Origin of the sequence: Dysgonomonas sp. 521 (assembly GCF_010501055.1) — a bacterium.
Classification (GTDB): domain Bacteria; phylum Bacteroidota; class Bacteroidia; order Bacteroidales; family Dysgonomonadaceae; genus Dysgonomonas.
This window is the reverse complement of the sequence record NZ_QVMO01000078.1, coordinates 1-19,603: the sequence shown is the minus strand read 5'-3', so window position 1 is coordinate 19,603 and position 19,603 is coordinate 1. Positions and strand designations below refer to the sequence as shown.

Below are 19,603 nucleotides of genomic sequence, written 5' to 3'. Positions count from 1 at the left end.
TTTTCAAATATGGACTTAATCACATAATGCAAGTGTTGTTAAATGCTAATAATCAGAATGATATTGATATCTTTAAATTTTTGTCATGTACTTAGGAAAATATTTCAAAGAGTATCCCGAAATAGAAATTATGAACATCCACGGAAAAGGTTTTAAATTGATTGATAATGCGATTGCCTGATATTTACTCATAAATAAATAGTTAGAAACATATCTATATGAACAAAAAAGAGTTATCCCATAAAAACTATTATAATGTTGTATTTGCTCATTATCTTAATAATGAAGCGATATGCTATGAAAGGAGTCGTTATCATTTTATGATATACATCTTTACCGGAGAACTTGCCTTAAAGGATATTGTTAAAAATGAAGAAATAATAATTTCAGCCGGAGAATGTGTTTTTGTTCGTCGGGATCATAGGTTGAACTTTTACAAACGACCTGCTGGATCAGAACAATACAAAGGTATTACAATGGCTTTTGACCAGAGTTTTCTGCGCAATTATTATCAATCACTGGACCACAGTTCTATCCCTGCTGATATAGAGCCGATAGAAACATCAGTTATAAAGCTACCTTCGCTACCCAATATCAAAAGTATTTTCATTTCTATGCTTCCGTATTTTAATTCAGAAGTGGAGCCATTGGAAGAAGTAATGAAGTTAAAGCAACAAGAAGGAGTTCTCACATTGCTGAATGTGGATAAGAGTTTCTATCCGACACTCTTCGATTTTACTGAACCTTGGAAGATCGACATTCTTGATTTTCTCAACGATAATTACATGTATGAGTTCTCTTTAGAGGAAATAGCATCCTACACAGGACGTAGTCTGGCTACTTTCAAGCGCGACTTCAAAAAAATAAGCGATATACCCCCGCAACGATGGCTGATTCAGAAACGATTAGAGGTTGCCAATGAAAAGCTTAAAAGTGAAGGCAAATCAGTGTCGGAGGTTTATGCAGAGGTTGGATTTAAGAACCGCTCACATTTTGCTACTGCATTCAAAAAACAATATGGATACCCACCAACAATGGTAATGAATTGAATACGGAATATGCTATAAATCAAAATAAATCTAAGATGAAACTATATTCGATATTGACAATTATGTCTTTACTATCCTTCTTGTCTTGTTCAAATAATGACAGCTTCAACGCCGATGTACGCAACGCAATAAAAAGTCAGATGGAAAAATATCCGGAATCTACATTGAAAGATATCTATAAGAATTTCTTTCAGGACAGGTTTGGTCCCGGTCATTTGATAGAAGACGTAGAACAGGCACACCATTACCTGCATCATGAGTTAACTTATTGCCTGGCAGAATACGCAGAGGCTGCTGAACCGACAGGTTGGCAACACAATTTCTACCGTGTGAATCTTGGAATTGTCCAAAACGAGATAATTTCATGTGATGCCCTGTTAGAGGCCTTAATCCGTAGCGCAAACGCTGTAAAGCCATTCTCTGTTGAAGATTGGCAAAAGGAATGGTCTGAAATAGAAGCGATAATTAAGGCAATGAACCTGTCTCTACCTAATTATGACGAGGATAAAAAAGAGATTGATGCGAGGCTTGAAGAAGGAAAATATATAGGACACCATAGCGATGCTTACAATATTGCATACGATCCTCATTATCGAATAATCAGTAAAAAGATTTACGAAGAAGAAATTCTTCCATTAATAAATAATATAATCAGTAAAAGTGGTATGAAATTCTGTAATCTGTCTATTTACAGGATGAATTATCGCTCGTAAGTTTGTAACATGAAAAAAGTATTAAGTATAATCGGAATTTGTGTTCTACTGTCAACAGTCGTTCAAGCACAGCAAATTGCAGACACAACCACAGTAAAAACCCATAATTTGGACGAAGTGGTAGTAACAGGTTCACGAGTTCCCATATCCCGTGACGTGATGCCTGTTCCGGTCAGCGTGGTTAATCGAAGCACAATAGAACAAAGTGAAGAAACCAGTTTATTGCCTGTACTCATGCAGCAAGTACCTGGTCTTTTTGTTACCTCACGGGGAATAGCCGGATATGGCGTATCCACAGGTGCAGCAGGAGGTATCAATTTACGTGGATTTGGTGGCGGAGCAGGACGTGTTCTTATTCTTATCGACGGACATCCACAATATGCAACCATTTACGGACATCCGATTGCAGATGCTTATATCGCTTCGGAAGCACAGCAGGTTGAAGTTTCAAGAGGTGCAGCTTCAGTATTATATGGCTCAAATGCAATGGGCGGAGCAATCAACATTATTACCCGTAAAGCTATGGAAGACGGGAACAGATTGAATGTTCGTCTGATGGCAGGTTCATACGGCACACAACGATATTCAATAACAGATAGTTACCGAAGCGGGAAATTTTCGGGAGTTATCAGTGGAAATTATGAAAGTACAGACGGACATCGTGTTAATTCCGATTTTGAATCCATGAGCGGATATGCGAAATTGGGTTATGAATTATCAAAAGAATGGAAAGTAACCGGAAACGTAAACATATCCAAAGCAAACGGCAATAATCCTGGAACAGAAGGCAGACCGATGTTAGACGGAACAACTGACGTCTTGCGTGGAATGTCAGGACTTTCCCTTGAAAATAAATACGAAAAGACCAATGGTGCAATGAATTTCTACTATAACTGGGGTAAACACAAGATAAATGATGGTTATTTTGACGGTGGTACACCTCGTCCGTATCTTTTCAACTCAACCGATTATATGGGTGGATTGAATCTCTATCAATCGGTAAACTTGTTCAAAGGAAATAGTATTACAGGAGGTTTTGATGTAAAATTATATGGGGGTAATGCTTATCGTGATCCCGAAACAGAGGTCTATGCCGACCATGTTAAGCTCCGTGAAATTGCAGGTTATCTTTTCGCACACCAAATGCTCGGTAGATTTATGTTCAATGCAGGTATACGCTTGGAAAATCATGAGCTATACGGTAATGAATGGGTTCCACAAGCAGGAATTTCATTCAAAGCTGCGGAACAAACACACTTGAAATTTTCCGTATCGAAAGGCTTCCGTACTCCTAATATGCGCGAACTCTATATGTATGCTTCAGCAAATGAAGATTTGCTCCCTGAACGCAGTTGGAGTTATGACTTTACCGTTACCCAACGCCTGTTGGAAAACCGTCTCTCAATGGAATTGAGCCTGTATTATATTGAGGGTGATAATATTGTTCAGGTTGTTACGGTCGATGGAAATCCACAAAACCAGAATGTAGGGGAATTTGCCAATAAAGGAATTGAGTTCAGTTTGAACTATCGCATATTGCATAATCTTTCTGTAAATAGCAATTACAGCTATTTACATATGGATACTCCTATTACCGGATCGCCAAGACATAAATTTTATGCAGGAGTAAATTACGCCCCGGGTAAGTTTACATTGAGTGCAGGAGCACAGGTTATTGATAAACTATATTTATCGACCGGAGATGATGCACAAACAACTAACTATACACTGGTTGATGCACGGGTTTCTTATCGAGTATTGAAGTGGATGGATGTTTTTGTGAAAGGAGATAACTTATTGGCACAAAAGTATGAAACAATGCTTGGCTTTCCAATGCCTAAAGCAACGTTTATGACAGGAGTAAGTTTGAATCTCTAATTTTTTAGTTTAACGAAGCTTATATACAAACAACTGTTAATAATTAACGGAATGAGCTTTTAAGAAATGCTGTTTGAGCCATAGAGAAACGCCCTTTTTTAGCATTAGCGGTAAATTTGCAGATAAGTATTTATTTAGGGGATATATATATAATACTAAATACAAATAATAAAATGAAGACAAAGATTTATTACCTGTTTGCAGTAGCAATAGCTTTACTATTAGCTACTTCCAATTTTGCATCTGCACAAGGGCAAAACATCAGCGTACCCAAACTCAAATTGAATAACGGTATTGAGATGCCTCAATTCGGTCTTGGAACTTTCACCGCATCGAATGAAGGCTGTAAAGAAGCGTGCCTTGTTGCATTCAAAAATGGTTATCGACATATCGACACTGCTCATGCTTACAGAAATGAATCCGGCGTTGGCGAGGCAGTCAAAGAGAGCGGCATTCCTCGTGAAGAAATATGGATTACAAGTAAACTTTGGCCGTCTGAATATGGAGAAGGCATCACATTGGAAGCGATTGACAAGATGCTGGAACGCTTGCAAACAACCTACATTGACCTGTTGTATGTTCATCAGCCAGTCGGAGATTTTGTCGGTGCTTGGAAAGATATGGAAAAAGCTGTAGAGGCAGGAAAAGTACGTGCTTTAGGAATCAGCAATTTTGATGATAGCGATGAAGTTTTCCATGCAATAGTAGATAATATGAAAATCAAGCCTGTCACACTACAAATAGAATGTCATCCTTATGCCCAACGTAAAGATATACGAGAGAAAGTAAAGCCTTACAACATAGCAATAGAATGTTGGTATCCGTTAGGTCACGGAGATAAAGGGCTGCTTTCTGACCCCGTAATAGGGAAAATAGCAGAAGTGCACAATAAGACGATTGCACAAATAATTCTTCGTTGGCATATTCAGGAAGGATTTTCTGTAATTCCCGGTGCAACCAATCCCGATTATATCAAGGAAAATATAAGCATTTTCGACTTTGAATTAAGTAATGAGGAAATGACAGCTATGCATTCATTGAACAAAGAACAGCGTTTCTTCAATATGACCCTCGAACAAAAACAAGGATTCGTTAATTTCAAGATGGATTAAAACATTATAAAATAGCTAACCATATAAAACACAAACAGGTATGAAACAAAACGTATTTTATTTATTAATCCTCCTGCTTGGAGTTGCAACTATGTCTGTGCAAGCCCAAGTGTCGATGAACATTCTCGACTGGTCGGGAGAAGACAAAAGTGTTGGAGTTGCTTCAATAGACAAGATTACTTTCACGAAAGATAGTCTATCCGAACGTCCGTATCGAATAGTTTAGAAGCATACTTTTCATACACATTCATAGGAACCCAGCGTTCCCCGAAATTGAAATCCAATTCTTCGTATCTAATAGGTTGCGGTTTTGCATCATGTAAGGCTGCAAGTGATTTTTGCGACTGAATATCATCGGGATGATTGGCTAAATAACGTTCAACTTTTTCTGCCTTTTCAACCACGTTTCCGGCAATAAACTTATCCCGTATCTCGAAATTCTGAATGATGGGATTGAAATAGATTCTCCCTTCAAGGTCATGAATTAATTCATCAGGTGTTTTATTCTCTAACAAGGAAAGCATAAAATCCATTCGGAACTCTCCATGTTTATTGAGCGAAGCTATCAATGCTTCTTCCGAAGTATTTGCCGATATTATCTCGTTGGGATTAAATGCTACGGGATGGTCGAATATATCCGCTTTTTGAAGTTTGCCATCGATACTTCGTTCAAGGGCAAGAATAGCAGTTGCCCCTGCATCCATTTTAAGCGTATTGATATTTCGTTTGTCATTCAGATTGCCGTACAAACGCACATAATCATCATAAGAATCGTTGAGTTTCTTGCGGGAATCGGCATCTTCTATTAAATTCTTGGCTTCAAAATCATACAGTTCATTGTAACTATCCCGTATTGTTATATATTTTTCGAGTTTTCCTTTTTGTAGCTGTGGAATATCCAAAGGATGGAATTCAGCACTGTCCCGGTAACGCTTTTTAAGAACACCAATTTGTCCATTCTCTTCTTTTACCAAAGTACCCTCTTTGTGATAATCTTTTAGTTCTCCCGAATAAGGGCGAGGCTTCATATATTCTTCCCACTGTTTTCGGGCTTCCTCTTTTCGAGCATCGGAAACGGGATAGTTATTTTCCTTTGTCGGTTTCTCTTGCGATGGAGTCGAAATCTCTTTGGCTTTAGTCTGTTTATTTTGGCGTTCATTTACAGGATTCCCGAATAAATCCTTCTGTACGGTTTGGGGTGTCGTTGTTGCTTTCTTTTGTCCTCGCTTGGGTTTAACCTGTGTTCGTTCTTCTTCGGAAAAGCCCCATAGGTCATAGAGCGACACAATCGGATCGGATACATTAATTTCCAACGATTCCTCCGGCTTCGCTTTCTCTTCCTTTATTCCGTAATCTTCAGGAGTAGGTGGACGTTCATTAAAAAGTTTTCTGTCTGATTCTGCAACAAATTCAGCAAAATCCTCAATTTCCTCTTGGGTAGGTTGGTAGTTGTTGCCGTGTTGTGCGGTTTCATATTCTGTCGTTACTGACTGTGTTTGTTTTTCGTTATTCCAAAATGCCTTTTCGTCAGAGAACCAATGATCTTCGAGAGCTTGCCAAAAAGGATCGAGGTCATCAGGGAAATGGGATTCGTCTTTTTGATTGACGGTTTCCGCCTGTGGCGCAATTATCGGTTTAGTTTCAGTTTGTGATTGTAACTGTTCCGATGTGTTTTGTGCATAAGATTTGTAACGCTGCAAGTCCAAATGTTGGGAAAAATCCTCTACAAGCATTTTTTGCAAATCACTCGAAATACCTTCCGTTCCTCCATCGTGTAGATAAACAAAAGAGGGCTTGCCGTACATATCGGTATCTTCAACCACTTTAGTGTGGACCACTCTATCAAGCTTGTTGTTTGCAAAGAGGTTATTAATGGATTCTCCCTTTTCATTTTTGTGGGTGTTTACAAAATCCAGTTCCTTTTCCGATAGGATTTTCTTCCCGGTATTCTTTTGCAAAATAATTAAATCGCTTCCCACCTCTGTTCCGGCACTATCTATAAAGAGATTGTTCGGAAACCGAACGACTGAAATCAAATCAGCCTGACTCATCAGATGGGTTCTTACCGGAAGACCCTTGGGAGAGTTGGCTACTCCTTGTGTAGTAAGAAAGGCAACGATACCACCTTCTCTTACCGAGTCCAGGCCTTTGAGAAAGAAGTAGTCATGTATGTAGTTGGTCGAGTCCTGATAGACTTTCGGTTGTTTTGTTCTATATTCAGAGTCGAAAATTTTCATTTCTCCGAACGGAATATTGGAGGCAACCACATCGAAATAATTATTGTATTGTCCCTCGATACGTTCAAATCCCTCAACATTCACTTTACTTTCAGGATGAAGAGCAGAAAGTATCTTTCCGGTCAGTAAATCCTTTTCAAAACAGATACTTTCTGCATCGTTCGCCAATTTGAACTCGGAGGGAAATGCACCGATACCAGCCGATGGGTCGAGAAAGCGGTCGATGATGATTTCTTTTTCCTGCAAAGCATTGTTAATACTGCCGATAACTTCTTTTGGCGTATAGAAAGCGGAAAGGACAGAGTTCTGAATACTCGACATATACTGTCGGTATTCACGTTCACTGTTCGTATTCTCCCGAAGCACACTATGTAATTCCGATACAAGGGGGAAGAGTTCAATCTCCGATTTTGCCCAAGAAGCGGTGTCGGCAAGAGTCGCTGCCGGATTAAGTACACACTTCAATCCTCCAAAACCGCTATATTGCTGTAATACCTGCAATTCTGCTTCTGTCACTTTGCGGTTTTCCTTCTCAAGACTCAGGGCGATTCGGATTGCATCTATGTTGGCTCTCAAATGAGCCTTTTTATTAAAGCTCATTTTCCTCCCTCCATAAATCTATAAATCCAACCAGTTCGGTATATAATAATGTGTATTCGGGAGAGTTTGCAAATGAATCGTCGATGGGATATTCGGAAAACACTTCTTCCGCCGGAACAAGTAATTCCATCGCAAGACTATTTATCCTTTCTGATGGAACAATGGTAAACTCATTGACAAGTACGTTGCGGATGGTATCGTATCGGGAGAATAATAGTCCTTCGTAAAGAATGGAAGATGCTATTTCTTCTGCCGATAGTTGGGTATATCCATCGGCAATGGCAGCAGCGTAACTTTCGGCTGCAAGTTCGGAGCGAAGGAAAATAAAATCCTGATCGTTTGCTTTATCGGGATGACTCTCTTTTAAGAATGAGAGCAGCAGAAGCCCATAGTAGGATAATTCCTGTTTATCTTTTTTCTTCATATATGACTTGAATTAATTTGTGGATAAAAATGAAAGGAAAGGGAAAAATGAAAACGGCATCCGGGTTATTCAAGCCCGAATGCCTTATCCACAGATTAACTCAAAGCCACCGTATAAACAGTTTTATGCTTCTCGTAGAATCTGTGGCAAAGATAGTTATTTTCCTCGTTTATAGCCGCCTTTCCTCTCGGGAAACTCATAAACGACCTTACATTCACTATTGAGAATAAGGTAAGCATCGAAGCGTTTTCCGGCTTTACTGGTAAAACCTTTGATGAGACGGGTTTTCCCTTCGGAGAGCAATTCGATAAAAATATCATCGGTCAGTTTCTTGCTCCCACAGTTGCGGAACATCACAAAATCGCAAGCCTCATCCGAACATTTGCAAACGGAGGTAAGAAACCTAAGCCCTTGCTTACCGCATTTGGGGCAAGTATAAGAATTGGCGGAAAATGCCAATTCAAGATTCAACAGTTCTTCGGTAATTTGATGAGCATAGACTTCAATGCCTTTGGTAAAATTAGCCGCATGCTGTTCTCCCCGCTCGATTTTCAGGAAAGCATCTTCCCAATAGCCTGTCATCTCCACATCTGCAATCCGTTTGTCTTTGACAATATCATAGACCGATAGTCCTTTGTCGGTCGGAACAAGTGACTTCTTCTCCCGACGGATATAATCCCGCGAGAAAAGGGTTTCGATAATGGACGCGCGAGTGGCGGGCGTTCCGATGCCGCAAGTTTTCAGGGCGAGTCGTTGTTCTTCGTTTTCCAAATCCTTGCCACAAGTTTCCATTGCTCCTAACAGGGAACTTTCCGTGTGAAGCGGCTTGGGTTTGGTTTGCTTTTCCTGCAAGTCTATGGAAGATACGGGATAGGTTTCACCTTCGTTTATTCCGGGAAGTTCTGTCGCATCCTCCGCGTCGTCGCTTTTCTCATTCAAGACTTCACGCCAGCCTTTCCGCTTCATTACTGAGCCTTTGACTTCAAACATGGTTTCGTCGATTCCGAATGTTACGGTCGTTACATCTTTGGTACAAGTAGAAGAGAAGGCTTCCAGCATTCGTCCGGCTACCATTTCATAGATGATGCGCTCGTCTGCCGGTAAATTATCCGGCAACTTTTCCGTGATAAGCAAAGCATGGTGGTCGGTTACTTTCGTATCGTCCACCGGACGAATGTTGAGATTCATATCCGATAGCTTTCCGGCATAAGAAGCAAACCGATTGTATCCTTTCAGTTTATCAATCAAACTGCCGACCTCAAGGAAAATATCGTCTGAAATATACCTGCTTCCGGTTCGTGGATAGGTCAGATATTGCGACTCATACAACTTTTGGGCAAGGGATAACGTTTTATCTGCCGAGAAACCGTGTTTACTGTTGGCTTCTTTCTGTAACGTAGTCAGGTCATACAGTAGCGGTGGTTCCTGTTTCGTTTCCTTACGTTCCACCTTTACGGCCAAAACCTTATCAGCGTAGCGTACCTTATTATATACGGCGGTTGCTTCCGCGTGGTCGGAAAATTTATCTTTTCCTGCTGCGGTTACATTCTTTCCTTGAATAGAAGTAACAAGCTGCATCTGCCAGAATGGTACGGGTTTGAAATTTTTGTTTTCCAGATAGCGGCTGCATATCATCGCCAATGTCGGTGTTTGGACTCTACCGAGCGAATAAACGCCATTGCCTGCAGCAACGCTTAATGCTTGGGAAGCATTAATTCCAATTAACCAATCAGCTTGACTTCTGGCTTCTGCCGCCGCATAAAGGTTGTCGTATTTCGTTCCCGGCTTCAGCTTTATCAAACCTTCCTTGATGGCTTTTTCGGTCAATGATGAAATCCAAAGACGTTCGCAATAGACATCAGAAGCCAGATAATCGTAGATGTAGCGATGAATTAATTCGCCCTCTCTCCCGCTGTCGGTTGCTACGATAATCTTCTCGCATTGCTTGAATACCTGTTCGATAATTTTTAGTTGTTTCAGGGCAGACGGGTCGTCTTTATATCCCTTATCCGCACGGACTTGTCGTGGTATAAGCATAAACTCATGGGGAACAATCGGGAGATGATCCCTTGAAAATCCTTTCGCCCCGTAGTGTTCGGGCAGTGCGAGTTGCACCAAATGTCCGAAAGCCCACGTTACCATGTAGTTGTTACCTTCCAGATAACCGTCCTTTTTTGTTTTTGCACCGACTACCTCGGCGATGCTTCTTGCCACAGACGGTTTTTCGGCAATAATTGCAATTTTAATATCGTTCATTTTTACTTTGAATTAATTTGTGGATAATTGAATGAGGAATTACATTTTACGACCTCTGGATGCTTTGGGTGCGCCTTGTTCCTGTTCTTCTTTCTTCTCTTGTTTTTCCTGTTGCTTTTCGGTTGGCTGTGTTTGACCTTCCTTCATCGGCTCGTTCACTTTTTTTGTCGCTTCTGGTTTTACACCCTCGTTATTGGCTGCAACTTGGACTTTATGACGTTTATCTGGAATAACAAGACCGGACTTCAAGGCCTCCTTATACTGGCCGGGGAACATAAAATCAATCTTGCCCTGTTCCTTGTTCAGTGTCATATAGCCGCTGTAGTCTTTACCTTTCTTGTCCTTCATGCCGGAAATATGAACCGTATAGCCATCTTTCAGACTTTCCTTTTGGTCTTCGCTCAATTTGACTTTACGGAAGGTATTGGGTACTTCTCCCTGCTTGATTTTTTCACTTTGATTTTGAGCCTGTTTTTGTGCATCAGGGAAATGAAACTCCAATCCCCGCTTATCGGCATTGACCTGTACGGTTGCGCTGAATGGTTTCATGTTTTTAGAAACCATATTTTCAATGTACACGCCTTTGCCTTCACGAAGTTCCTGCTTCTGTTGTTCGGTAAGATCTACGCCTTTCAGTTTATCGGGGATTTTTATCTTTTCGGCATTTAGAATAACTAATTCATTAGTCAGCTTATCTACTGATACATAAGCATTAATTGTTTTGTCCTTACCGACATTAAACTCAATCAATCGCCCCGCATTACCTGTTTCCAATAAGTTCTTTTTGTCTTCTTCTGTAAGTTGGGTCCCATATAGGGGAACATCCAGTTCCGGTTGCAGGCGAACGGAATGTACCCGGAGGCTTAGTTCTCCTTCGGCATTTTCACGGAAAGACAAACGGGCATCGGTCTGGATATGGACTCCGCTTATATCTCCCTGAATGGGAAATAATACAGGAGATTTTTGCCAATTAAGCATCTTGTCCAACGAATTAGTATTGACAAGTTGATCGCGTGTAACACCGATACTCTCCAACTGCTCCCAATTAATGCGGGATTCGTCGATGGGTTGATACTGCTTCGAAGCAAAGTTCTCGGGCATAACCCGCTGTTCGTCCAACATTTGTTTGTTAGTCGGATTCTCTGGGTTCTTCAATAATTCCTGCATACCGATAACCATATTTCCCATCTTCTCCAACGGCACTTTGAAAAAATGGAAGTGGGTAGGTTCTTTTGCCTGTCGCATGAAGTTGGAAAAGAAGTTTTCCAATACATCGCTGTTCTTCTCGAATTTTAAGAAATCCGGCTCATTCTTTGCTTCGGGTTTGACGGTCTTTGGTGTTCCGTCATCATTCAACCCTGTAACGGCTTTCAGCTCGTTACTGTCTTTTTCTACTACCAGTAACACTTCCTGGTCATTCAGATTTTTATCCATATAAAATAAATGTTTAATAATTACATCAACATTAATGTAATTCGGCAGCGAAAATAGGACGAAAAAAATGATTAAAATGCTGATTTACAAACGAGTGGTAGTGTTTGGCACTCCAGTGGTAGTATGAGCGTTTAAAACTTGATTTTTATGAAGGGAAATCTTATGATAATCAGTATCTTTGTCGGGATTAAAGACTAAAAATCAAGAACATGAATCGAACACTCTTTTACATCTGCTGTTGTTTATCGCTTTTGGCTGGTACAATACAAGCACAAGAAAACTCAGTTCAAATTTATGATGGAACGACACTGAAAGTTGGCGATGTTATTCAAGCCGGATATAAACCTTCTACATTCCAGTATAATTTCATAAAGGCAATGACGGGAAACTATCTTCAAAATTATAAAGAAGATATAGGTCTGTCTAAATTGGAGATTACCGGAATAAAGAATACGGATAGAACCTACACCTCTTCCGTAAAGGAAGCCACCCTTACGGTACGTGAAGTTTCAACCGGAAAGGAGTTTTTCATTGATATAAACAATGCCATCGAAAAAGGGGAAGTAGTTGCGAAGCCGGCGCAAAGATTATATCCGGATGCCAAGTTTCTGAGTGATGATTTGCTTCTGGCACTAACGCTCCGAGTAAACAAGCTTCCTGTAACAGATAAAGAAGTCCTGTTCCTCATCAGCCTTAAAGACAAAGATCTCTATCAAAAATGCAAAGCGAACGAGTTTGAATTTAATTCAGTCAAAGCTGAATACACCAAGCAGTTGGAGGATATGATGAATAATTTCAATTTTACATTAACCTACTATATAGACAATCAGGTAGTAATCGACAAATATGATTTTACTAAAAACGGCTATCCGATTAACTTCATCGAACATCAGCATTTGGGATTCATGAAATACGGAGATTATAATTTTGCATTCACTTCTTATGAACCGTCCCGGTTTGTCCCGGTTACACAGGAATACGGGAACGAAGTTAATAAACGCAGACAAGCGAGAAGTTCCTATATCAGCAACATAGCCTACGGACGTTTCTACTTCAATGCGTTGGATAAAATGACGGAGATAGCGAAGTCGGACATCATGAATATGGAACGGCTATACAGAAAAACGCTGATTGGTGCGGATTTGGTTGGTGTTGAGGTGTATGACTTTAAGCATTGTGATTATAATTTTATTGGGAGTGTGAAATAGTAACATTTTTATGGAAGACTTATTCAATCGATTAACAGAGACCAGCTATCCAGAAGCAATAGCTATTGCTTGTATTCCTTTTATCGTGGGGATTTTAGCGATAGCATTTCCTATATTATCTGGTCAGAGAAATATTATTAATACGAAATATTCATCAGATGAAATTGCCAATTTGTTTGATAAAGAATTTCGTTATAGAACATTTAAATATGCTCTTCCCACATCACTTATAATGCTCTTCATTTATTTGTTGCAAATCCCGAGGATTGATACAGGTATCGATTTCATCAATAGTGCATTAGATTATTCAGCTTTTGCTCTTTTGTTTTTATCGACCATCTCTCTTGTATGTTCGTTATTTGGAATGAAAGATATAATTGAAACATACGACTCTCCATTGAAACTGCTAAACCACTACAAGAAAAAAGATAAAAAAAAGAAAGACGACAAATGGACTGTGGCTATTTCTCATATTTTCTATTATTCCACAAAGCAAAATGAAGAACGCCTACAACTTGAAGCACTAGAGTTTATCGCTAATTTATTTTACGAAAACATAAATAGAGATGAAGAGTATAAGGTAGAATATCCAGAGATACATTATACCATCATCAGTAAAGCTAATGACCTACTCATAACAAGACAAAAAGAGTATCCATTTCCTAAGTTAGGAGGAGCTCTAATGTTGGAATTACTAATTGCCAACAATCAGAATGTCTATTTTAGTGAAAAGACTTATGGTGTGATTTGGACTGAATTAAGAAAAGCCCTCTTTTATAACAACGATCATATGATTTTTTCGTATTGGAAATACGCTCATCAGTACATGACTTATCAGCTATCTGATTATAGAAATGATTACTTTGATTCTGAAAATGACATTGATGAAAGCTTAATCAAAATCCATAAAGAAAGGTTTAAAGAATTTCATTATATGCTCGGCGCACTTTTACTTTACTGTAAGAAATATGCTTTGCTTGCTAAGGTTATGTATTTTACTCAATCAATGCCTGCGTCTTACAAATTAGTTCCAAACACCATGACAGAGCTAATGTCTGACTATTTATCTATTAAAGGCGATTGGTCTTCTCCGATGCATTACATTCAGAGGTATTCTTTCCCAGACAATTCGAGTATTAGTGCTAATGGCACTATGGCTATGTGGCTAAAAAAATATTTTGCAGTATTATTTTTAAGACAATACGATATTTACTCAACTTTTAAAACAGATTATTACAGCATACAATTATCTGATTTTCCGAGGCTGCCAGAAACGGTGAGGGAAGCTAATTTTATGAGAGAAAGAATAGAACAGTTAGAGGGATTTATCGAAAACTATTTTTCTAAAGAGCATGAAGTAATTCAACTTTTGCAATTTGATGGTTTTTTGAAAAAGGAAAGCTATATTGAAAGAAAGCAAGAAGATCCAATTAAATTGTTGAGCGATTATATTAATAGCATCAAACAAGAAATACCTGTAATCGAAAAGGAACGCGAAATTGACCCTGCCCATTTAACACAATTCAAAGAATCTACGTTGAGAATACTAAGGAAGACTATAGGGCGAATCCATCCCTTACTAAGTTCTGGAATTGTTGAAGAAACAAACTTCCCTTATTCTAACTATATTGGACATATGGATGCTATGATTATGGATAAGGGAGCTTGGACTGATGACGTATCGCATCTCAACTATGACTCCATCTTAGCTGGCAGAGTCGTTCAGGAAATGGAATATTTGTTTTCTATGTCTTTTGCCACACTTGGAAAGAGCAGGATATATAAAATTTCTAGCATTGATGTTTTTGAGGCAGTAAAGAGGTTGAGTATCGAAGATAAAGAAAACTATATTATTGCTTCAATAGGATTTAATTTGGACTTTTACATGGGAATGGATAAGCACAAAAATGAATTTGTGCTTAAAGCGAATAAGATATATTCCTTTACGGGTATTGATGTAATAGATATTGGCTATTTGGGGTTACCTTATGTAGAGCAATCTCTATTTTTACTAAAAAAATCCAACCTCCCAGAGCTAAGAATACATGAAATATCTAAAGAAACAAAGGATAAATATGTACTTGAACCAATAGGTAATCCTGAAGAAAAAATTTACATAAGTGTTGTTGATTTGTTTAGGAATGATGACCTAAAGCAAACTATTGCTTCAAATTATAATGGTACTGATGATTTAGATAAGTCTGTTGCTGCTTATATCGCATTAAGTTATGAACTTCGATGGAGTAAAAATGCGAATTGTATTCAAATAACTTCGCAGACAGAAACTGATAGTTTGGATGATATAAAACACATTGAAAATCAAGCATAAGTATCTCGCACGCCCTCTCTTGGATTTGATGGAAAGTGGAAATGGTTCTTTCTTTATCTTTGCTAGCCCCAGATGATGTGACTGCCAGATTGACAGTTGGAATGACGGCGTTTGGCATTTTTTGTATTTTATATATGACTAGCCTAACCAAATTCACTTTTCTTAACGCCTTGGCACTAAGATTGTATGGAACAATGCATGTATCAAACAATAATTAAAATAGTACATGGAAGAACCGAAAAAGTTCAAAATACTCAGTATAGACGGTGGGGGTATTAAGGGGCTCTACTCAGCACAGTTATTAGCAAAATTTGAGGAGGTTTTTAAAGTAAAAATCTCAGATTGTTTCGATATGCTATGTGGCACCTCTACTGGTGGGATCATAGCTTTAGCTGCTTCTCTTAAAATTCCAATGAAGGATGTTGTTACCTTTTATGAACAAAAGGGACCTGCAATTTTTAATGAGAAATTAAAGAAACGCCCTCATGGAGATAAACTTCTGATTGCAAGACAAGCTGCATTTGGAGGAAAATATTCAGCTACACCTTTGCGTCTAGCACTCGAAGAAGTATTTGGTTCGAGAAAACTTGAAGAAAGCAATAATTTCCTCTGTATTCCTTCATATAATACCAATACTGCTATTCCTCGTATATTTAAGAAAGATTATTCAAACTTTACTGAGGACGATAAAAAAAGCTATGTAGATGTTGCTTTGGCAACAGCTGCTGCTCCAACTTATTTTCCCATGATGGAAATAGAAGATGATCAGTTTGTAGATGGAGGTTTGTGGGCTAACAATCCCATTTTGGTTGGTTTAACTGAATTTCTCTATAAATTCGCCGACGATAATCGTATAAATGGACTTGAAATCTTATCTATAAGTAGTTGTGAAAAAGAGAAGGGCGAAGTGCACAAAAAGGTGAATCGTGATTTTCTTGATTGGAAAAATGCTCTTTTTGATGCATATTCCATAGGACAGTCAAAATCAGCTATGTGCCTTTTGAAGCATCTAAAAGGAAGATTAAATTTCCCTTTTAATTTTGAACGTATTGCTAATCTTCCTCTTTCTGCAGAAGAAGCTTCTCTTATAGATATGGACAACGCTAGCCCGGCTTCGTTGAAGTTATTGCGTAAAAAAGCTGATAATACAGCAGTAAATGCAAAAATGCAATCAGAGATAGCATATTTTTTCACAACGACAAAAACTATAAATCCAAACGAATATGGCAAATAATCAAGAACAATTCAATGCGTTTCATGACACCATAAACGCCACAAAAAAAAGACGATCTACATTAAAAACTAACCGTGATGCACTGCGTGACCGAATTCGGAAGTATTTCAAAAATAATCATGGAGACTACATACAACCGAATTTTCATTGGCAAGGCTCATATGCCATGCACACAATACTCACTCCTATTAAGGATGAGGATGGATTAGGAGCCTACGATCTGGATGATGGCATCTACTTTGTTGGCGAATCAGAAGATGAACGTAAAGATTTAGAGTGGTATCACAAGGAAGTCTTAAAAGCGGTTGAAAATCATACAACAAAAGGTGCAGAGGATAATGCTCCTTGTATTACAGTGCTTTATGCAGACGGACATCATATAGATCTGCCTATTTACTTCATGGTAGATGGTGATGATCATCCACAATTAGCTCATCGCAAAGACCCTTGGATGGAATCTGATCCACGTGAATTAATAGACTGGTTCTGTGAAGAGTGTGCGGAAAAGCCGATGCTACGGAGATTAGTACGCTATCTAAAAGCTTGGAGTGAATATATTAACAATGAAAAAGACTTTAAGATGCCTACTGGTTGTATTATGACAATGCTTGCGGCTGAATACTATAAGGATAATGTGGACTCCCGTGAAGATATTGCCATGCGCGATCTTTTAACAGCGATGCACGATGCTTTAAGTGAAGATGATGGTTTTCATTGTTGGCGACCAACGCATCCTTATGAAGATCTATTTGAACATTATAAGAAAACTCGAAAAGACAAATTTCTTGCTGAACTCAAAGCCTTCAAAAACGATGCGACTCGAGCTATTGAAAGTAAGAATCCTCATGAAGCCTGTATGAAATGGCAGAAACATTTTGGTGATAGATTTTCTTGTAGTACAGCCAAGAACGAAGACGAAGATGCACAGGCAAAATCATTTTCAGGAACCCTAAAGAACAACAGTCGCTTTGCATGACTTAACAGGCATATTAACTCCGTGCTTTGAACAACTCTATAAAATAGAAGACGTAAGGCGTGTAGACGAAATCCCTGATATTCGTACGGATTATTATGCTGAACAATGGAAAGTTATAACAGAGATAGATGTAAATGATCAAGTCAAGGAGATAGAGTTGTATTTAGGATTTCTAAAATCGTTTCCTTATACATTGCCAGACATATACTTCCCTAACAAAGCATTCGGATATTTACCTCATGTAGAAAGCGTCGGAGGCAAGCTATGCTTGATGCCAGATGGTGCGAGCTATCCTATTGACAACCCTTATGAAGTTATACGATATTGCTTGAAACAGTCGAAAAAATTAATTGAGCAGGGGGTGAAGAATGAAAATGTGGACGATTTCAAAGCGGAGATAAATAGTTATTGGAGGCGAATGTATGATGGAGAGCCAGAAACTTCTGATTATTGGTTGATTTATGAAAACTTTCCTGTTGAAACTTGTGTTTTGAAAACTTTGCTTTACAGTCAAAATGTTTTAGGAAAAAAGAAGCCTAAGACAATAACTAGAGCCTTCCTACTTCCTAAAGATTATGAAGAATCAAATATTGAACGTTATTTGAAATATCATCATAAAGCAATGGAAACGGAAGCTTTATTCGTAAAGAGTGTCATAGTACCAGATAAGGCTTCATACAGCCTAACGCTGCAAAAGCTTTTAGAGTGTACTTCTTCTGCTGAAGACCGTAGGGCTATTAAGTCTTTTATCAATGCTGCTTATGGTGGAATCATAGTCTTTCAGTTATCAGAAACAACAATGGGTGGTATTTACATAGACAAAGTGAATACAAAAAAGAAAGGATTTCGCACCGATAAACTTACTGCATGTGATTTTTTATTGCGATTTGAAAAGAAGAACCTATTGTTAGAACGACAATATGGTTCGTTGTATTCTTCTCATCGTATAGCTATGCGTACAGCAGGGACAGAGATGCCAAAACAATCATTCGTTATAACCGGACTCGGCAGTGTGGGTTCAAATCTAACATATTTTCTCAGTGGTTGGAATAATGCCAGTTTTACGTTGATAGATGCAGAAACTCTACAACCTGAAAACATTGGGAGGCATTTGTTAGGTTTTCATTACATCTACCAAAACAAGGTGGATGCAGTAGCTGATTATCTGTATTCTATTCGTCCAGAAAGAGGAGTGAATACATATAATGATACATTTCAAAACATTGTTATAAATAATAGCGAAGTCATTAATACCCAGACAGCTCTTTTTCTTTGCACAGGTGATGCAATGACAGAGAAGTTTATCATAGACACTCTGCGTAACGGACATATTAAAATTCCAACATTCATACTTTGGCTCGAACCCTTCGGCATTGCAGGGCATCTAGTGTATATTAATCCGGAACAGATACCTGAAAGTTTCAATCTTTACAATAATGAAGAAAGGATGCTTTATAAACACAATTTACTCGAACCAACTGAATATATAGCTCACGCAGATCGTTTTACGAAAAGAGATGCTGGCTGTAATGGAGAGTATTCTCTTTACTCGGGTAATGATGTGACTCTTTTGTTGTCAGCTCTTTATCCACATATAAACCAACTTATACAACAACCCCAACAATCAAAGTGTTATCGATGGGTAGGAAACATACATATCGCAATAGAAAAAAACATCAAACTGACTGTCGATCCGACATTAATCAACTTGGGAGAAGTACAAGAGTTGAATCTGTAAGCATGATTGACTATACAATGGAAGTGACGATGGAAGCTATAGAAGCGTTGAACTCAATGTGTCAGATGTCAGGTAATGAAAACGGTGGTATACTATTAGGCTCGGAAATTAATGAAAAATATTACCGTATCAATCGAGTCTCTGAACCATGCATGCTAATAGATCGTTCCTCTAAATGTGGTTGTATACGCAATGCCAATAAAGCAAACGAGATAATCAAGCGTGAATTTGAATCTTCTAATCATACAAGATTCTATTTAGGAGAATGGCATACCCATCCGGAAGATAATCCTACTCCATCTACTGTTGACATATCATCTTGCATAATCCGGAGCATCCCCACCCAGTAATCCGGTTCTAAATCCATTAGAAATCGGTTCTAAAAATCTGCCATTCCGGCAGATATCCACCCAAA

At 38.6% G+C, this 19,603-nt stretch carries 14 protein-coding genes; 10 read left to right on the top strand and 4 right to left on the bottom strand.

Translation table 11 applies throughout. From position 1 onward, the window contains the following. Positions 1-218 precede the first annotated feature (218 nt). The 4 genes from D0T84_RS17740 (at position 219) to D0T84_RS17725 (ending at position 4,752) form a co-directional block, all read left to right on the top strand. Positions 219-1,049 carry an AraC family transcriptional regulator gene (locus D0T84_RS17740; RefSeq protein WP_163309198.1) on the top strand — a complete coding sequence of 277 codons (831 nt, stop codon included), beginning with the start codon at positions 219-221 and terminating at the stop codon, positions 1,047-1,049. Between the two features lie 35 nt (positions 1,050-1,084). Then, the gene (locus D0T84_RS17735; protein WP_185155766.1) at positions 1,085-1,762 is read left to right on the top strand and encodes a hypothetical protein; all 678 of its coding nucleotides are present in this window, start codon (positions 1,085-1,087) and stop codon (positions 1,760-1,762) included. A 117-nt stretch (positions 1,763-1,879) separates the two neighbouring features. Then, positions 1,880-3,640 carry a TonB-dependent receptor gene (locus D0T84_RS17730; protein ID WP_370525522.1) on the top strand — a complete coding sequence of 587 codons (1,761 nt, stop codon included), beginning with the start codon at positions 1,880-1,882 and terminating at the stop codon, positions 3,638-3,640. A gap of 173 nt (positions 3,641-3,813) precedes the next feature. Beyond that, positions 3,814-4,752, top strand: a complete 939-nt coding sequence (locus tag D0T84_RS17725) for an aldo/keto reductase (RefSeq protein WP_163309196.1) — start codon at positions 3,814-3,816, stop codon at positions 4,750-4,752. Between the two features lie 182 nt (positions 4,753-4,934). On the opposite strand, the gene D0T84_RS17720 is transcribed toward D0T84_RS17725, so the two are convergent. The 4 genes from D0T84_RS17720 to D0T84_RS17705 form a co-directional block, all read right to left on the bottom strand. Further along, positions 4,935-7,589, bottom strand: coding sequence for a hypothetical protein (locus tag D0T84_RS17720; protein ID WP_163309195.1), 2,655 nt, complete (start codon positions 7,587-7,589; stop codon positions 4,935-4,937). Next, positions 7,579-8,013 (bottom strand): DUF1896 family protein, encoded by a 435-nt coding sequence (locus tag D0T84_RS17715; RefSeq protein WP_163309194.1) that lies wholly within the window; start codon positions 8,011-8,013, stop codon positions 7,579-7,581. The genes D0T84_RS17720 and D0T84_RS17715 overlap by 11 nt, the downstream gene beginning before the upstream one ends. A gap of 156 nt (positions 8,014-8,169) precedes the next feature. Then, on the bottom strand, positions 8,170-10,269 hold the full coding sequence (locus D0T84_RS17710) for a type IA DNA topoisomerase (protein WP_163309193.1): 2,100 nt from the start codon (positions 10,267-10,269) through the stop codon (positions 8,170-8,172). A 39-nt stretch (positions 10,270-10,308) separates the two neighbouring features. After that, complete coding sequence (locus D0T84_RS17705) at positions 10,309-11,703, bottom strand: DUF3945 domain-containing protein (protein ID WP_163309192.1); 1,395 nt, start codon at positions 11,701-11,703, stop codon at positions 10,309-10,311. A 209-nt stretch (positions 11,704-11,912) separates the two neighbouring features. On the opposite strand from D0T84_RS17705, the gene D0T84_RS17700 reads away from it, so the two are divergent. The 6 genes from D0T84_RS17700 to D0T84_RS17675 all read left to right on the top strand — a co-directional run bounded on the left by D0T84_RS17700 (position 11,913) and on the right by D0T84_RS17675 (position 19,538). Next, on the top strand, positions 11,913-12,911 hold the full coding sequence (locus tag D0T84_RS17700) for a DUF4852 domain-containing protein (protein WP_163309191.1): 999 nt from the start codon (positions 11,913-11,915) through the stop codon (positions 12,909-12,911). A 10-nt stretch (positions 12,912-12,921) separates the two neighbouring features. Next, the gene (locus tag D0T84_RS17695) at positions 12,922-15,240 is read left to right on the top strand and encodes a hypothetical protein (RefSeq protein ID WP_163309190.1); all 2,319 of its coding nucleotides are present in this window, start codon (positions 12,922-12,924) and stop codon (positions 15,238-15,240) included. Between the two features lie 226 nt (positions 15,241-15,466). Then, positions 15,467-16,474: a CBASS cGAMP-activated phospholipase gene (locus tag D0T84_RS17690; protein WP_163309189.1), complete on the top strand. Its 1,008-nt coding sequence runs from the start codon at positions 15,467-15,469 to the stop codon at positions 16,472-16,474. Further along, complete coding sequence (locus D0T84_RS17685) at positions 16,464-17,450, top strand: cyclic GMP-AMP synthase DncV-like nucleotidyltransferase (RefSeq protein ID WP_163309188.1); 987 nt, start codon at positions 16,464-16,466, stop codon at positions 17,448-17,450. Before D0T84_RS17690 ends, D0T84_RS17685 begins: the two co-directional genes overlap by 11 nt. After that, positions 17,443-19,188 (top strand): E2/UBC family protein, encoded by a 1,746-nt coding sequence (locus D0T84_RS17680; protein ID WP_163309187.1) that lies wholly within the window; start codon positions 17,443-17,445, stop codon positions 19,186-19,188. The genes D0T84_RS17685 and D0T84_RS17680 overlap by 8 nt, the downstream gene beginning before the upstream one ends. A gap of 2 nt (positions 19,189-19,190) precedes the next feature. Then, positions 19,191-19,538: a Mov34/MPN/PAD-1 family protein gene (locus tag D0T84_RS17675; protein WP_255495455.1), complete on the top strand. Its 348-nt coding sequence runs from the start codon at positions 19,191-19,193 to the stop codon at positions 19,536-19,538. The last annotated feature ends 65 nt before the right edge of the window (positions 19,539-19,603 follow it).

What these genes read in the sequence shown, in the direction of transcription:
- D0T84_RS17740 (WP_163309198.1), top strand. Translation starts at nt 219, where the DNA reads ATGAACAAAAAAGAGTTATCCCATAAAAACTATTATAATGTTGTATTT.
- D0T84_RS17735 (WP_185155766.1), top strand. Translation starts at nt 1,085, where the DNA reads ATGAAACTATATTCGATATTGACAATTATGTCTTTACTATCCTTCTTG.
- D0T84_RS17725 (WP_163309196.1), top strand. Translation starts at nt 3,814, where the DNA reads ATGAAGACAAAGATTTATTACCTGTTTGCAGTAGCAATAGCTTTACTA.
- D0T84_RS17720 (WP_163309195.1), bottom strand. Translation starts at nt 7,589, where the DNA reads ATGAGCTTTAATAAAAAGGCTCATTTGAGAGCCAACATAGATGCAATC.
- D0T84_RS17715 (WP_163309194.1), bottom strand. Translation starts at nt 8,013, where the DNA reads ATGAAGAAAAAAGATAAACAGGAATTATCCTACTATGGGCTTCTGCTG.
- D0T84_RS17710 (WP_163309193.1), bottom strand. Translation starts at nt 10,269, where the DNA reads ATGAACGATATTAAAATTGCAATTATTGCCGAAAAACCGTCTGTGGCA.
- D0T84_RS17705 (WP_163309192.1), bottom strand. Translation starts at nt 11,703, where the DNA reads ATGGATAAAAATCTGAATGACCAGGAAGTGTTACTGGTAGTAGAAAAA.
- D0T84_RS17700 (WP_163309191.1), top strand. Translation starts at nt 11,913, where the DNA reads ATGAATCGAACACTCTTTTACATCTGCTGTTGTTTATCGCTTTTGGCT.
- D0T84_RS17695 (WP_163309190.1), top strand. Translation starts at nt 12,922, where the DNA reads ATGGAAGACTTATTCAATCGATTAACAGAGACCAGCTATCCAGAAGCA.
- D0T84_RS17690 (WP_163309189.1), top strand. Translation starts at nt 15,467, where the DNA reads ATGGAAGAACCGAAAAAGTTCAAAATACTCAGTATAGACGGTGGGGGT.
- D0T84_RS17685 (WP_163309188.1), top strand. Translation starts at nt 16,464, where the DNA reads ATGGCAAATAATCAAGAACAATTCAATGCGTTTCATGACACCATAAAC.
- D0T84_RS17675 (WP_255495455.1), top strand. Translation starts at nt 19,191, where the DNA reads ATGATTGACTATACAATGGAAGTGACGATGGAAGCTATAGAAGCGTTG.